Source organism: Prauserella endophytica, assembly GCF_005146945.1.
Classification (GTDB): Bacteria; Actinomycetota; Actinomycetes; order Mycobacteriales; family Pseudonocardiaceae; genus Prauserella_A; species Prauserella_A endophytica.
On sequence record NZ_SWMS01000007.1, the window covers coordinates 169480 to 183781 of the forward strand.

Genomic DNA, 14302 nt, shown 5'->3' on the forward strand with positions numbered 1-14302 from the left:
CCTCGAAGGCTCAGGAACGGCTCGGCGCGGCCGGCTTCGCCTGCCGCTGCTGGAAGTCACGTACGTACTGACCGGCGGTGTTGTGCAGGTGCCGCAGCAGGATCTCCTGGTCGCACAGCGGGAAGTCGGTCACGGTGCCGGACTCGAGCATGGTCTGGGTGGCTTCGAGGGTGTTGCCGTCCTGCAGGCCGTACTCCTTGAACGAGACGACGGCGAGCTCCTGCTGCAGGCGCTCGAAAGCGTTCTTCGGCGGGACGAAGTAGGCGGTGCCCTCGAAGATGTGCGTGTTGTACGAGGTGGGCCAGTAGTGGTAGGTGAGCACCCAGTTGGGCCGCCAGATCAGCAGCATGAAGTTCGGGAAGAAGACGAACGAGTCCATGCCCCAGCGGGGATCACGGGTGGGGTTGATCGCCGGCGGCAGCTGCTCGGTGGTCAGCCCGATGTCCGGCGCGTCCCAGGGACCGAACAGGCCACTGCGCAGCGCCCGCTCGATCGGCTTGACCATCTTCGGCTCCTGCGGCGGGGCGATGCCACCCCAGGAGGACACCAGGCTGTGCGGGCCGTCGACGTCGTAGGCCAGCGCCTGGTAGCCGTACTTCTGGATCTTCGCCCGCTCCTCGGGCTCGTACTGCCCGCCGTGCAGGATCGGCGCGTGGTAGAACTCGGCGAACGCGTCGATGAACAGCTTCCAGTTGCTGCCGATCTCCGCGCGGTACTTGTGCACCTGCGTCAGCTTGTCGAACGGGTAGCCCTCGATGCCCTTGCCGAACTCGCCGAGGTACTCCCGCAGCGGCGTGGTGTTCTCGGGGTCGAGGTTGACGAAGATGAAGCCCTCCCACACCTCGGCCCGCACCCCGACCAGCCCGTAGTCGGACTTGTCCAGGTCGAAGAACTCGCCCTCCTGCTGCACGAACGTCAGCTCGCCCTCGAGCGAGTACCGCCACGCGTGGTACTTGCAGGTGAACTGGCGGCAGAAGCCGCTCGTCTCCTCGCGCGGGTAGTCGTTCCACACCAGCTTGTTGCCCCGGTGCCTGCAGACGTTGTGGAATGCGCGCACCTCGCCATCGTTGCCTCGCACGACCACGATGGACGTCCGCGCCGCGTCCAGCTCCTTGGTGAAGTAGCTGCCCTTCCTCGGCAACTGCTCGACCCGGCCGACGTTGAGCCAGGTCCGGCGGAAGATGGCGTCCCGTTCCAGCTCGTAGAACTCCGGTGACACCGAGTCTTCGTAGGAAATTGGCTCGGTGCCGATCTTGAAGTGCTCGGTCCAGCTGCCCTCGTCAGGCTTCGTGAAGTGTGCCATGTGGTGGTCCTCCGGTCTTGTCGCCAGATAGGACGATAGCAACGATCTCCAAAATTGAGAACCCCATTTCCGCTCTACCGGTGCCGCTCGCCTGGAGGCCAGGACGGGACTTCTCCGACACCCGTGCCGACAGGTCCCCGAACAGGCGAGACGTACCGGTACAGTGCGGTTATGTTGTTCCTGTGCCACGAAGGACGGATCCGGCGGTGAGCAGCCCGAGCGAAGAGCCCGCCTGGAGGCAGCGCGCCGTCGAGCGCTCCATCAAGGCCGCCAAGGTGCGGGCCGAACAGCGCGTGCAGCGGTTCCTCGACGCCGCACAGGTGATCATCGACGAGAAGGGCACCACCGACTTCACCGTGCAGGAGGTCGTAGACCGTTCTCGCCAGTCGCTACGCAGCTTCTATCTGCACTTCGACGGCAAGCACGAGCTGCTGCTCGCCCTCTTCGAGGACGCCCTCAACCGCACCGCCGACCAGATTCGGGCCGCCGCCTCCGGACAGAAGGAGCCGCTCGACCGGCTCAGGGTCGCCGTGCAGCTGCTGTTCGAGCTCTGCAGGCCGGATCCGGACGCCCGCCGTCCGCTGTTCACCGACTTCGCGCCCCAGCTGCTGGTCTCGCATCCGACCGAGGTGAAGGTCGCCCACACGCCGGTGCTCGCCGTGTTCACCGAGCTGCTCGCCGACGCCGAGGAGGCAAGCCTGCTGTCGCCGGAGGTCAAGCCGCGCCGCACGGCCGCGCTGATCATGCAGACGGTGATGTTCAACGCGCAGTCCAGCGGCTCGCCCGACGACGAGACCGCCAACCCACTGACCGCCGACGAGATCTGGGACTTCTGCGCCAACGGCATCACCAACCACTGAGCAGATATCGAGAACAGTATTCTCCTGAGTGTAGAACTCCCCTACACTCAGGAGATGGGCGATCTGTGGACGGACCTCCTCGACTGTCTCGATCTGCACCCGCACGGGGATAACGGCGAACCGGCCACGGCCGGCGTGCTCGAAGGACGCAACCTGCAGCTGAGCTACCACCGGCTGTTCGGCGGACAGCTGCTGGCCCAGTTCGTCCGCGCGGCGTGCCTGACGTGCCCAGGCAAGGCGGTCAAGTCACTGCACGTCCTCTTTCCCAAGGAGGGCAGGGCCGACGAGCCGGTGCGCTACGAGGTGTGCCGCCACCACGAGGGGCGCTCGTTCGCCTCACTGTCCATCGTGGCCAGACAGAGCGGAGGCGTCGCGGCGACGGCTTCGGTGTCGATGCACGCCGCCGAGGACGGCGTGGACCGCCAGACGGTTCCCGCGCTGCCCGCGGTTCCCGGTGAGGAACACCGGGTGGAGCTCGAGCTGCTGCCCTGGGAGACCAGGATGACCGCCGACCTCGACTCCCCCGCCGCCGCGCGGCCCGAGCTCGACCTGTGGATGCGTACGCCCGAGGTGAACGGGGAGCTGGCTCCGGCGCTCACCGCCTACGCCACCGACCTGAGCCTCATCGGCACCGCCCTGCGCCCGCTCGGCGGCGTCAGCCAGCGCGACGCGGGAACGATGTTCGTCTCGGCCGTCACGTCCCACACCGTGTGGTTCCACCGTCCGTTCCGCAGCGACGACGGCTGGCTGCTGCTGCGCCAGCACAGCCCGGTCATCGCACACGGCCGGTGTTTCGGCAGGGGCGACGTACTCACCGAGAAGGCCTCGCTCGTCGCGTCCTTCGCGCAGGAGGCCCTGCTCCGTTTCCGGCACTAGGCGCGGTGCCCCGCACACAACGAGGTGTCAGATGCCAACCAGCCAGCTCCGGGTGGTCCAGTGGGCCACCGGCAACATCGGCACGCACGCCCTGCGCGCCGTCCTCGACCATCCCGCTCTCGATCTCGCGGGCGTCTACGTGCACTCGCCGGCCAAGGCCGGTCGCGACGCGGGCGAGCTGTGCGGCCGTGATCCGGCCGGAGTCACCACCACCGGCGACGTGGAGGAAATCCTCGCGCTCGGCGCCGACTGCGTGCTGTACATGCCGTTGACGTGCGATGCCGACGTGGTGTGCCGGCTGCTGGCCGCGGGCACGAACATCGTGACCACGCGCGGGGAGTTCCATCACCCCGCGAGCATGAAACCCTCGCTGCGGCAACGGGTCGAGGCCGCCTGCGCGGAGGGCGGGACGTCGATCCACAGCACCGGCAGCAGTCCCGGCTTCATCACCGAGGCCGTGCCGCTGGTGCTGACCTCGATCCAGCGGCGGCTGGAGCGGCTGCGGATCGACGAGTACGCCGACCTCTCCCGGCGCGACTCGCCCGCGATGCTGTTCGACGTCATGGGTTTCGGCCGGTCACCGTCCACGTTCGACGAACGCAGGCTCACGCACGCCAGGACCAGCTTCGGCCCGTCGTTGCGGCTGGTCGCCGAGGCGCTGTCCCTGCCGCTGGACTCCGTCGAGGCGAGCGGTGAGCTCGCGACCGCACGCCGCACCGTCGAGATCGCGGCGGGGACCGTGGAGGAGGGCACCGTCGCCGGGCAGCGCATCAGCGCGCTGGGTATGCGCGACGGCTCACCACTGCTGACGTTCCGCGCCACGTGGTACTGCACCACCGACCTCGAACCGGCGTGGGACGTGCGCGACACCGGCTGGCGCGTCACGGTCGACGGCGACGCGCCGCTGGACATCGACATCCGTTTCCCCGTGCCCTTGGAGCGGATGGCGTCCGTCTCGCCCGGCTACACCGCCAACCGCGCGGTGAACGCCGTCCCCATGGTGTGCGCGGCCGAGCCGGGAATCCGCTCGACGGTGGACCTGCCGCAGGTGGTCGCGGCGATGGCCTGATCGGTGGCGGGGCCGCGCGCGGCCCCGCCACCGCCGGTCACGGGGCGTGGACGTCGAGCACCACGGCCGACCCCATGCCGCCGCCCGCGCACATCGCGGCGACCCCGGTGCCGCCGCCCCGCCGGCGCAACTCGTGCACGAGGGTGACGAGCATCCGCGCGCCGGTCGCCGCGACCGGGTGGCCGAGCGAGCAACCGCTGCCGTTGACGTTGACGCGCTCGGGGTCGAGGTCGAGCAGCCGCACGGTGGCGACGCACATCGCGGCGAACGCCTCGTTGATCTCGAACAGGTCCACGTCCTGAGTGGACAGTCCGGCCCTGGCGAGCGCCTTGGGGATCGCCTTGACCGGCGCGAGGCCCGTCTCGGCAGGATCGACGCCGACGCTGGCCCACGCCCGCACCGTGGCCAGCGCGGGCAGGCCCAGCCGGTCGGTCGCGACCGTGAGCGCGGCGGCGCCGTCGTTGCCACCGCAGGCGTTGCCCGCGGTGATGCTGAACCCCTCGATCTCCGGATGGAGCGGCTTCAGCGCGGCGAGTTTCTCCATGCTCGTGTCGCGACGCGGGTGCTCGTCGACGGAGAACGTCCCGTGCGGTGTCTCGATCGGCACGATCTCGTCGTGGAACCGGCCCTCGTCGATCGCGCGAACGGCGTTCCGGTGTGAGCGCAGCGCCCAGGCGTCCATCTCCTCGCGTGTGACACCGGCCTTGACCGCGGCGTTCCAGCCCACCGTGATCGACATGTCGCGGTTCGGGGCGTCGGGGCGGTCCGGGTGGGTCGGGGGGAACCAGTCGACCCACTCCCCGTCGACGCGGAACTGCTGGCGGGGCGCGGTGGAGGCGGAGTTCACGCCGCCCGCGATCACGAGCTCGTCCATCCCGGCGCGCACGTTCGCAGCGGCGCTCTGCACGGCGGCGAGGCCAGCGGCGCAATGCCGGTTCTGGGCCTGCCCGGCAACCGACGTGAGGCCGGCGGTGAGCGCGGCGTGGCGGGCCAGCACGCCGCCGCCGTAGAGGCCCTCACCGAGCACGACGTCGTCCACCTGGTCCGGGTCGAGCCCCTCCGCGGCCGCGGCGACCACGTGATGGGCGAGATCGAACGCGGTGGTGTCACGCAGGGTTCCCTTGCCGGCGGTGCCGACGGGGGTGCGCAGTGCGGAGACGAGAACTGCCTCAGGCATGGGTTTTCTCCAGATCGGCCAGCAGGACGCGGCGCAGTAGCTTTCCGGTCTCGGTCTTGGGCAACTCGGGACGGAAGACGATGGTGTCGGGGGTCTTGGACGAGCGGAGCCGCTCCCGGACCCAGGTCCTGATCTGCTCGGGGTCGCCGTCACCGACGAGCACCGCGACGAGCCGCTGGCCCCACTCGGGGTCGGGCACGCCCACCACCGCGGCCTCGGTGACGCCGGGGTGACCGAGCAGCACGTCCTCGATCTCGGCGGGTGCGATGTTCTCCCCGCCCCGGATGATCGTGTCGTCGGCGCGGCCCTCGATGAACAGATAGCCCTCGGCGTCGAGCCTGCCGAGGTCGCGGGTGGCGAACCAGCCGTCGGCGTCCAGGACGCTGCGCCCGCCGTACTCGCCGGAGATCTGCTCGCCCCGGACGAACACGAGCCCGGTCTCCCCCGGCGGCACAGGTGCGCCGTGCTCGGTGCGGATCTGGAACTCGATGCCCGGCAGCGCCCGGCCCACCGAGCCGAGCCGGTCACGCACCGCGGGGTCGTCCGAGTCCTGGGCCCGCCGGTGGTCCTCCGGCCCGAGCACGGCGACCGTCGAGGCGGTCTCGGTCAGCCCGTAGGCGTTGACGAAGCCGGTGCGGGGGAACACCGTCAGCGCCCGCTCCAGCACCGGCCTCGGCGTCCTCGAGCCGCCGTAGGCGAGACTGCGCAGCGTCGGCGTCCGCGCGTCGTCACCGTCCACTTCGGCCACGATGCGGGCCAGCATCGTGGGCACCAGCATGGCGTGCGTGACCCGCTCGCGCCGCACCGTCTCCAGCCACTCGGCGGCGCCGAACGCGGGAAGGTAGACCACGCGGCGTCCGGTGTAGAGGTTGGAGAGGAGGTTCGTCAGGCCGGCGATGTGGTACGGCGGCACGGCGACGAGAGCCGCGTCGCCCTCCTCCGCGGAGGCGAACTCCAGCGTGTTGAGCACGTACGCGAGCAGGTGGCGGTGGCGCAGCACCGCGGCCTTCGGCTCGACGGTGGTGCCGCTCGTGTAGATGAGCACGGCGACCGCCTCGCCGTCCCACTCCGGCGCGACGCCGTCGGGCGCCGGCTCGCCGCCCGGCTCCACCAGCGCGTCGAGGTCACCGGGCTCGAGCACGAGCGCGCCGGGATGCCGTTCCCGCAGCGCGCCCAGCTGCTGTTCGCCGAGCCGGTAGTTCAGTGGCACGAACGGCACCCCAGCGAGCGCGGAGCCGAACAGCGCCACCGGGTAGGCGAGGTGATTCGTGCCGAGGTAGAGGACGGCGCTGTGACCGCGGAACCGCCCGGCCGCCCGGCGGGCGAGGTCCAGCAACCCGGCGGCGGAGAGCGAACGGCCGCCCGCGGTCACCACTGCCCTGTCACCGGCCGAAGCCGCCATGTCGAGGATCATGCTGATGTTCATGAGAATGCTATTCTCTCAACTAAAGAGCGTCAGTTGCAAGAGAGGAAAGCTGATATGCAGATCAGTGGGAGCTCAGCGGTCGTGGTCGGCGGCGCGGGCGGCCTCGGGGAGGCCACCGTCCGCCGCCTGCACTCGGCGGGGGCGAAGGTGGTCGTCGCCGATCTCGCCGACGACAAGGGCAAGGCACTCGAGGACGAGCTGGGCGTTCGCTACGTGCGCACCGACGCCACCAGCGAGGCCGACGTCCAAGAGGCCATCGCGGCCGCGGAGGCCGAGGGCCCGCTGCGCATCTCGGTCGACACCCACGGCGGCCCGGCCAGCGGCGGCCGGCTCGTCGGCAAGGACGGCACGCCCCTCGACCTCGCGGGCTTCCGCACCACCATCGAGATCTACCTCACCGCCGTGTTCAACGTGCTGCGCCTTTCCGCGGCCGCGATCGCCAGGCAGGAACCGCTGGAGAGCGGCCGTGGCGTCGTCGTGAACACCGCCTCGATCGCCGCCTTCGAAGGCCAGATCGGCCAGCTGCCGTACGCCGCCGCCAAGGGCGGCGTGGTCGGCATGACGCTCGTCGCCGCGCGCGACCTCTCCCCGCTCGGCGTCCGCGTGGTCACGATCGCCCCCGGCACGTTTCTCACCCCGGCCTACGGCAAGGCCGGTGACCAGCTCGAGGCCTACTGGGGCCCGCAGGTCCCGTTCCCCAAGCGGATGGGCCGCTCGCCCGAGTACGCGGCGCTGGTGCAGAGCATCTGCGAGAACGACTACCTCAACGGCGAGGTCATCCGGCTGGACGGCGCGCTGAGGTTCCCGCCGAAATGACCGCCCGCTGGCGGGGAAGGTCGCCTTCGTGGCCGGGGCCAGCCGCGGCATCGGCCGCACGGTCGCGCTCGCGCTGGCTGAGGCGGGCGCGGCCGTCGCGGTCGCCGCGCGGTCCGAACGCGAGGGCAAGGTCCTCGGGACCATTCACGATGTCGCGGGCCGGATCACGGCCAGCGGCGGCAGGGCGCTCGCGGTGCCCTGCGACGTCACGAACGAGGAGGCGGTCGAGTCGGCGGTTGCCGCGACGGTGGCCGAGTTCGGCGGCATCGACGTGCTCATCGCCAACGCAGGGGTGCTCTGGCTCGGGCCGGTGGAGTCGACGCCACTCAGGCGCTGGCAGTTGTGCCTCGACGTCAACCTCACCGGGGTGTTCCTGGTGACGAGGGCGGTGATCCCGCATGTCCGCGCCCGTGGCGGTGGCTCGCTGGTCGCCGTCACCACCACCGGGGTCGGCATGAGCCGCCGCAGGCGATGGCCGGCGCGGCCGTGCTGCTGGCCGGGCAGGACGCCACCGTCATCACGGGCACGGTGCAGCGGTCAGAGGCGCTTCCGGGCTGAGGCGGGAGGCGCCGGACCTCGCGGGGAGTTCCGGCGCCTCCCGGCTCAGCTCTAGCGCTGGCGGTCGAGGAGCTTTTCCAGCGTCGCGCGGAAGTCCTCGGTCTGGAACGACTGCTCCTCGGCGGTGGTGGCGTAGTCGAGTGTCGCCAGCACCGCGCGTTCGAGCTGGATGTTGAACAGCCGCTTGGTGCTCTCCACCGCCTGCCTCGGCAGGCCCGCGATCCGCTTCGCGCAGGCGAGCGCCTCGGCCACCGGGTCGGCGACGACGTGGTTGGCCAGCCCCAGCTCCCGTGCCCGCTGCGCGGGGATGCGGGCGCCGGTCAGCGCGTACTCCTTGGCCAGGTGCATGCTCGTGTGCAGCGGCCAGGTGAGCGGGCCGCCGTCCGCGGCGACGAGTCCCACCTGAACGTGCGGGTCGGCGAGGTGCGCGGTCTCGGCGAGGTAGACGATGTCGCTCAGCGCGACCAGGCTGCAGCCGAGGCCCACGGCGGGGCCGTTGACCGCCGCCACCACCGGAACCCGGCAGCGGGCCATGCCGAGCACGATCTCGCGACCGTCCGCGATGGACCGTGCGCGCAGCTCGGGGTCGCGGCGCAACTCGTCGAGGTAGGCGAAGTCGCCGCCCGCGGAGAACGCCTTGCCCGCACCGGTCAGCACGGCGGCGCGGGCCGCACGGTCGTCGCTGAGGCGGGGCCACAGCCGGGCCAGCCCCCGGTGCAGCGCGTCGTTGACGGCGTTGAGCTCGGAGGGCCGGTTCAGCGTGATGATCCTCAGTGGACCGTCCGCACGGACGTCGATCTCTTCCGGCAGGTCGTACATGTCAGGCTCCCAATCCGAGGATCCGCGAGGCGATGATGTTCTTCTGGATCTGCGATGTGCCGCCCATGACGCTCTGCGCACGGCTGTAGAGGTAGGCGCCCAGCAGCTCGGGGTCGTCGGTGCCGCCCACGGCGAGTGCCGCGTGGCCCACCGACTGCTCGACCCACGTCATCAGCAGCTTGTCCAGTGAGCCGTCCGGCCCGTGCACCACGCCGTCGAGCTGCTCGGAAAGGCGGCGCCGGACGTGCAGTCGCAGCATCTCCGCCTGCACCTCGGCCCAGGCCAGCTCCTCGGGCACCCGCTCCCCCGCTCGCGCGGTGAGTTCCCTGACGAGCTTGCCGTACCGCGCCGAGAAGCCCAATGTGGACGGTTCACGTTCGTGACCGACGACGGTCATGGCGAGCGCCCAGCCTTCCCCGGGTTGCCCGACCAGCTGGTCGGCTGGCACGGTCGCCCCGTCGAAGAGCACCTGCCCGAACTCGCGGGTGACGCCGTTGATCATCCGCAGCGGGCGCTGCTCGATGCCGGGCTGGTGCATGGAGACGATGAACGCGGAGATGCCGCGGTGCCGGGGCGCGTCGGGGTCGGTCCTCGCGAGCAGCAGGCACCAGTCGGCGACGTCGGAGTAGCTCGTCCAGATCTTGTGCCCGTGGATGACCCACTGGTCGCCCTCGCGCGTGGCCCTGGTGGTGAGCGACGCGAGGTCGGAGCCCGCGCCGGGTTCACTGAAGCCCTGGCACCACCGCTGCGTGCCGTCGATCATGCCGGGCAGGAACCGCCTGCGCAGCTCCTCGCTGCCGTGCCTGCCGAGCCCCTGGACCAGGTAGCCGAGGCTGGGACGGGCGGGCGCGCCCGCGAGTGCGAGCTCCTCGTCGAGGATCACGTCGTAGACGGGCGGCAGCTCGTGCCCGCCGTACTCCTTGGGCCACGAGAGGCCGAAGAACCCGGCCGAGTAGAGCGCCTGGTGCCATTCGCCCTGCCGCGCCCAGTACTCGTCACCCGCGGCCGGGAACGTCCCGGCCCGCTCGGCGAGCCAGGACCGCAGCCGGGCGCGGAACGCGGCCTCCTCCGGCGAGTCACGAAAGTCCACTGTGGATGTCCTCCAGTCGGACGGGGAACAGGTCGGTCGAGGCCAGCGCCCTGCGCAGGTACACGTGCGCGAGGCACTCCCAGGTGTTGCCGATGCCGCCGTGCACCTGGATGGCGGTCTCGCAGACGGTCCGCGCGGCCCGCGCGCAGTAGAGCTTCGCGATCCGGGCGGCCCGCACGGCCTCAGCGGGGCCGAGCTCGTCGACCGCCCACGCCGCGTGCCGCAGGACGCTCACGGAACCCTCGATGAGGGCGAGTCCCTCGGCCAGCAGATGGGCCACGGCCTGGTACGAGCCGATCGCGTTGCCGTACTGCTCGCGGACCTTCGCGTAGTCGCACGCGAGCGCGTGCGCGCCGCGGGAGACGCCGACCAGATCGGCGGACGTCACGACCAGCGCCAGCGCGGACCAGCGTCCGGCGGCGTCCGCCTGCAGCGTCCCGAGCGGCTCCGGCGCGCCGGTGACCTCGGCGGTGTGCCGGGTCAGGTCCGCGCCGGCGACGGCGGCGCCGAGCCCGTGTGCCAGCACCCGGCCGCCGTCGAGGGCGAGCGCGCGGCGTGCGCCCCTGGCGTCCCTGGCGTGTCCCGCCACGGCGATGGTGTCCGCCGCGGCGTCTCCACCGAGGTGCCGGGTCAGCTCGCCGGCGAGCACGGGGCCGCCGAACGCCGCGTCGACCAGGCCTCGGGCGAACTCCTCGGCGACGATCGCGACCTCCACCCCGGACGCGCCGTCGGCGCGCAGCGAGCGCCAGCCGGTGCCGTCGACCGCCTTGTCCAGCCGCGCGACGCGGTCGTCGTCGGACAGCTCCTGAACCGACCCCGGGCCGAGGTCGTCGGCCAGCTTCGCGGCCGCGTCGCGCAGCTGCCGCTGCTCACTGGTCAGCCGGACGTCCATGGCTCTCCTTGAGAACTCGGCGCAGCACCTTGCCGGAGGGCAGGCGCGGGATCTCGGGCACGAACACGACCTCGCGCGGGCGCTTGTAGGAGGCGAGCGACTCCCCGACCAGCGCGATGAGCTTCTCGGCCTCCACGGGTTCCGCCGTGGTGACGGCCGCGATCACCGCTTCGCCATCGGACGGGTCGGGCACGCCGAACACCGCGCAGTCGGCGACGGCGGGGTGCCCGTGCAGCACCGCCTCGACCTCGGCGGGCGCGACCTGGAAGCCCTTGACCTTGATCATCTCTTTCGAGCGGTCGGTGAGGTGCAGCCAGCCGTCGGCGTCGAGGTGGCCGACATCGCCGGTGCGGTACCAGCCGTCGTGGAACGCCTCCTGGGTCGCCTCGGCGGGCAGGTACCCGGCCATGAGCGACTCGGCCTTCGCCTGGATCTCACCGGTCTCGCCGGGCGCGACCGGCTCGCCGGTCTCGAGCGACACCACCCGCAGCGTGACGCCGGGAACGGCCCTGCCCGCGCTGTCGAGCCGGGCGCCCTTCAGCGGGTTGCACGCGATCACCGGAAGCTCGCTGGCCCCGTAGGCGGGGACCCACCCTACGCCGGTCCGCCTGGTCACGGTCTCGGCGACGCTCGGCGTCACCGGCGTGGCGCCCCACATGATGTAGCGCAACGACGAGAGGTCGTAGGACTCCAGCTCCGGATGTGAGGCGATCGCCAGCGCGATCGGCGCGACGGCCATCTCGACGGTGATCCGGTCGGACTGGATGTGGTGCAGCAGGCGATCGAGGTCGAACCGGCGGTGCAGCCGCACCCACGTGCCGGACTCCAGCGCGGTGACGATGTTGAGCAGCCCCAGGATGTGCGAGGGCGGGGTGACGATCTGGATGCGGTCGGCCGGGCCCAGCTCCAGCGCGTCGTGCCAATGGCGCACGGCGGCGGCGAACGAGCGGTGCGTGTGCCGCACGGCCTTCGGCATCCCCGTGGTGCCGGAGCTGAACACCAGCACGGCGTCGCTGTCCGGATCGCGGGCTTCGGAGCCGGGGTCACCCGGCGCGATGGGCTCCTCCAGCGACAGCATCGGCCGCAGGCCCGCGAGCACCGGGTGGTCGCCGACCGCGTGGGCCGCGTCGGTCACTTCCAGCGCGTGCCGCACCTCCGCGCGCTTCCACGCCGGGCTGATGAGCACGACCGCCGCGCCCAGCCGCCAGATCGCCCGCACCGCGACCACGAACTCGGGCCGGTTCGACGACATGAGCGCCACCCGGTCGCCCGCCCGCACGCCTCGCGCGGAGAGGGTCGCGGCGAGGCCGGCGGAGAGGGCGTCCAGTTCCGCGCGGGTGTACGCCTGGTCCTCGAAGACGAGCGCCACCGGTTCGTTCTCCACCATCACGCCGCCCCGTTCGTCGCCGGATCCGCCTGGTACAGCGGGAAGTGGCAGGCCGCGTACTGTCCCGGCCGGACCTCGCGCAGCTGCGGTTCCTCGGCGGCGCACCGGTCCTGCGCCAGCGGGCACCGGGTGCGGAACCGGCAACCAGACGGCGGCGCCAGCGGCGACGGCACGTCGCCCTCCAGAGCGGGACCGGCGAAGCCTCGGTCGGGGTCGGTCAGCGGGACCGAGTCGAGCAGTGCCTTCGTGTAGGGGTGCGCTGGCTCGTCGTAGACGCCCACGGCGTCGCCGAACTCGCAGACCTTGCCCAGGTACATGACCATGACGTTGTCGCTGATCGTGCGCACCACCCCGAGGTCGTGGGCGATGAACAGCACGGTCAGGTCGTACTCGGCCTTCAGCTCCGCGAGGAGGTTGAGGATCTGCGCCTGCACCGAGACGTCCAATGCGGACACCGGCTCGTCGCACAGCAGCAGGCGCGGGCCCACCGCGAGAGCGCGCGCGATCGCGACCCGCTGGGCCTGACCACCGGAGAGCTGCCTCGGCAGCATGCCCGCGAACCGCTCGCCCGAGAGGCCGACCTTCTCCAGGACGTCGGCGGACGCCTGCTCCCGCTCCCCTGCCGTGGCCCCGGCGATCGCGAGGCCCTCCACCACGATGTCCCTGACCGAGCGCCTCGGGTTCAGCGAAGCCACCGGATCCTGGAAGATCATCTGCATGTGCCGCCGGAGCGTGCGCATGCGCTGCTCGCTCGCCTGCTCGATCGACTCGCCCTCGAACGAGATCCGCCCACCGGTGAGGCGGTCGAGCCGCAGCAGCGCCCGGCCGGTGGTGGACTTGCCGCAGCCGGACTCGCCGACGATCCCGAGCGTCTCGCCGGGCAGGACGTCGAAGCTGACCCCGGACACCGCCTGAACGGTCCCGGCCTTGCCGGGGTACTCGACCACGAGGTCCCGCACGCTCAGCAGCGCCTCGTCGCCGCGCAGGTGCGCCGTTCCGCTACCGGCCACCGGAGCCACCTCCCACGGGCAGCGGCACGTCGCCCGCTGCCACCGGGCGGGTGCACGCCGCGTAGTGGTCGGCGCCGACCAGGGCCATGCTCGGGCCAGGGTCGCGGCAGTCGTCCTCGACCTGCGCGCAGCGCGCCGTGAACCGGCAGCCCGGTGGCGGGTCGGTCGGGTCGGGCAGCGAACCGGGTATCAGGCGCAGCGGCGCGTTGCGCTCGTGGTCGAGCGCGGGGGTGGCCTCCAGCAGGGCGTGCGTGTAGCGGTGCCGGGGGCTGTCGAACACCGACCTGGTGGCGCCGACCTCGGCGAGCCTGCCCGCGTACATCACGGCGACCCGGTCGGTGCGCCCGGCGACGACCGCGAGGTCGTGGCTGATGAGCACGAGCGACATCCCGCGATCGCGCTGCACCCGGCGCAGCAGATCGAGGATCTGCCGCTGGATCGTCACGTCCAGCGCGGTGGTGGGCTCGTCGGCGATGAGCAGGTCGGGCTCGCATGCCAGCGCGATCGCGATCATCACGCGCTGGCGCATGCCTCCGGACAGCTCGTGCGGGTAGTTGCGCAGCCTCCGCTCGGGATCGGGCACGCCGACCTCGCTCAGCAGCTCCAGCGCCTTGCCTCTCGCCTCCGACCTGCTCGTGCCGAGCAGCCTGCGCATGCCCTCGGTGAGCTGGCGTTCGATGCGCACCACCGGGTTGAGGGAGCGGCCAGGGTCCTGGAACACCATCGCGATCTGCTTGCCCCAGATCTGGGCGCGTTCCTTGCGCGGCAACGAGAGCAGGTCCCTGCCCTCGAACAGGACCTCGCCGGAGCACGCCGCTCTCGGCGGCAGCAGGCCCATGACCGCCTTGGCCATCACGGACTTGCCGGATCCGGACTCGCCCACCACGCCCAGCGCCTGCGCGCGGTCGACGTCGAGGGACACGTCATCGACCGCCCGCACGACACCGCGCGCGGTGCCGATGTGGGCACGCAGGTTGCGGACCTGCAGCACGGGTTCAGCACTCATGATCGGCCACGGC

General features: G+C 71.5%; 14 protein-coding genes. 5 read left to right on the forward strand and 9 right to left on the reverse strand.

Features of this window, described 5'->3' with window-relative positions; all coding sequences use genetic code 11:
- Positions 1 to 10 precede the first annotated feature (10 nt).
- Positions 11 to 1303 carry an aromatic ring-hydroxylating oxygenase subunit alpha gene (locus FCN18_RS15260; protein ID WP_112267574.1) on the reverse strand — a complete coding sequence of 431 codons (1293 nt, stop codon included), beginning with the start codon at positions 1301 to 1303 and terminating at the stop codon, positions 11 to 13.
- 206 nt (positions 1304 to 1509) lie between these two features.
- On the opposite strand from FCN18_RS15260, the gene FCN18_RS15265 reads away from it, so the two are divergent.
- Genes FCN18_RS15265 through FCN18_RS15275 form a run of 3 tightly spaced genes read left to right on the forward strand, consistent with a single transcriptional unit; the run spans position 1510 to position 4108 of the window.
- Positions 1510 to 2163: a TetR/AcrR family transcriptional regulator gene (locus FCN18_RS15265; RefSeq protein WP_137095414.1), complete on the forward strand. Its 654-nt coding sequence runs from the start codon at positions 1510 to 1512 to the stop codon at positions 2161 to 2163.
- 54 nt (positions 2164 to 2217) lie between these two features.
- Positions 2218 to 3039 carry an acyl-CoA thioesterase gene (locus FCN18_RS15270; protein ID WP_137095415.1) on the forward strand — a complete coding sequence of 274 codons (822 nt, stop codon included), beginning with the start codon at positions 2218 to 2220 and terminating at the stop codon, positions 3037 to 3039.
- A gap of 31 nt (positions 3040 to 3070) precedes the next feature.
- Positions 3071 to 4108: an NAD(P)H-dependent amine dehydrogenase family protein gene (locus FCN18_RS15275; RefSeq protein WP_112267580.1), complete on the forward strand. Its 1038-nt coding sequence runs from the start codon at positions 3071 to 3073 to the stop codon at positions 4106 to 4108.
- Between the two features lie 37 nt (positions 4109 to 4145).
- On the opposite strand, the gene FCN18_RS15280 is transcribed toward FCN18_RS15275, so the two are convergent.
- On the reverse strand, positions 4146 to 5285 hold the full coding sequence (locus FCN18_RS15280; protein WP_137095416.1) for a thiolase family protein: 1140 nt from the start codon (positions 5283 to 5285) through the stop codon (positions 4146 to 4148).
- Complete coding sequence (locus FCN18_RS15285; protein ID WP_137095417.1) at positions 5278 to 6711, reverse strand: class I adenylate-forming enzyme family protein; 1434 nt, start codon at positions 6709 to 6711, stop codon at positions 5278 to 5280. Before FCN18_RS15285 ends, FCN18_RS15280 begins: the two co-directional genes overlap by 8 nt.
- A 54-nt stretch (positions 6712 to 6765) precedes the next feature.
- On the opposite strand from FCN18_RS15285, the gene FCN18_RS15290 reads away from it, so the two are divergent.
- On the forward strand, positions 6766 to 7527 hold the full coding sequence (locus FCN18_RS15290) for an SDR family NAD(P)-dependent oxidoreductase (RefSeq protein ID WP_137095418.1): 762 nt from the start codon (positions 6766 to 6768) through the stop codon (positions 7525 to 7527).
- A gap of 28 nt (positions 7528 to 7555) precedes the next feature.
- Positions 7556 to 8140 carry an SDR family NAD(P)-dependent oxidoreductase gene (locus FCN18_RS15295; RefSeq protein WP_206077904.1) on the forward strand — a complete coding sequence of 195 codons (585 nt, stop codon included), beginning with the start codon at positions 7556 to 7558 and terminating at the stop codon, positions 8138 to 8140.
- Here the strand turns inward: FCN18_RS15295 and FCN18_RS15300 are convergent.
- Genes FCN18_RS15300 through FCN18_RS15325 form a run of 6 tightly spaced genes read right to left on the reverse strand, consistent with a single transcriptional unit; the run spans position 8137 to position 14289 of the window.
- On the reverse strand, positions 8137 to 8904 hold the full coding sequence (locus FCN18_RS15300; RefSeq protein WP_112267588.1) for an enoyl-CoA hydratase/isomerase family protein: 768 nt from the start codon (positions 8902 to 8904) through the stop codon (positions 8137 to 8139). The two genes, FCN18_RS15295 and FCN18_RS15300, sit on opposite strands and share 4 nt — an antisense overlap.
- Position 8905: 1 nt before the next feature.
- A complete protein-coding gene (locus tag FCN18_RS15305) occupies positions 8906 to 9994 on the reverse strand; it encodes an acyl-CoA dehydrogenase family protein (protein WP_137095419.1) in 1089 nt (362 codons plus the stop codon).
- Positions 9981 to 10886 (reverse strand): acyl-CoA dehydrogenase family protein, encoded by a 906-nt coding sequence (locus tag FCN18_RS15310; protein WP_112267592.1) that lies wholly within the window; start codon positions 10884 to 10886, stop codon positions 9981 to 9983. The genes FCN18_RS15305 and FCN18_RS15310 overlap by 14 nt, the downstream gene beginning before the upstream one ends.
- Entirely contained in the window at positions 10864 to 12273 is a 1410-nt protein-coding gene (locus FCN18_RS15315; protein WP_137095420.1) for a class I adenylate-forming enzyme family protein, read from the reverse strand. Before FCN18_RS15315 ends, FCN18_RS15310 begins: the two co-directional genes overlap by 23 nt.
- On the reverse strand, positions 12273 to 13283 hold the full coding sequence (locus tag FCN18_RS15320; RefSeq protein ID WP_112267596.1) for an ABC transporter ATP-binding protein: 1011 nt from the start codon (positions 13281 to 13283) through the stop codon (positions 12273 to 12275). Before FCN18_RS15320 ends, FCN18_RS15315 begins: the two co-directional genes overlap by 1 nt.
- Positions 13273 to 14289 (reverse strand): ABC transporter ATP-binding protein, encoded by a 1017-nt coding sequence (locus FCN18_RS15325; protein ID WP_112267598.1) that lies wholly within the window; start codon positions 14287 to 14289, stop codon positions 13273 to 13275. Before FCN18_RS15325 ends, FCN18_RS15320 begins: the two co-directional genes overlap by 11 nt.
- Positions 14290 to 14302: the final 13 nt, after the last annotated feature.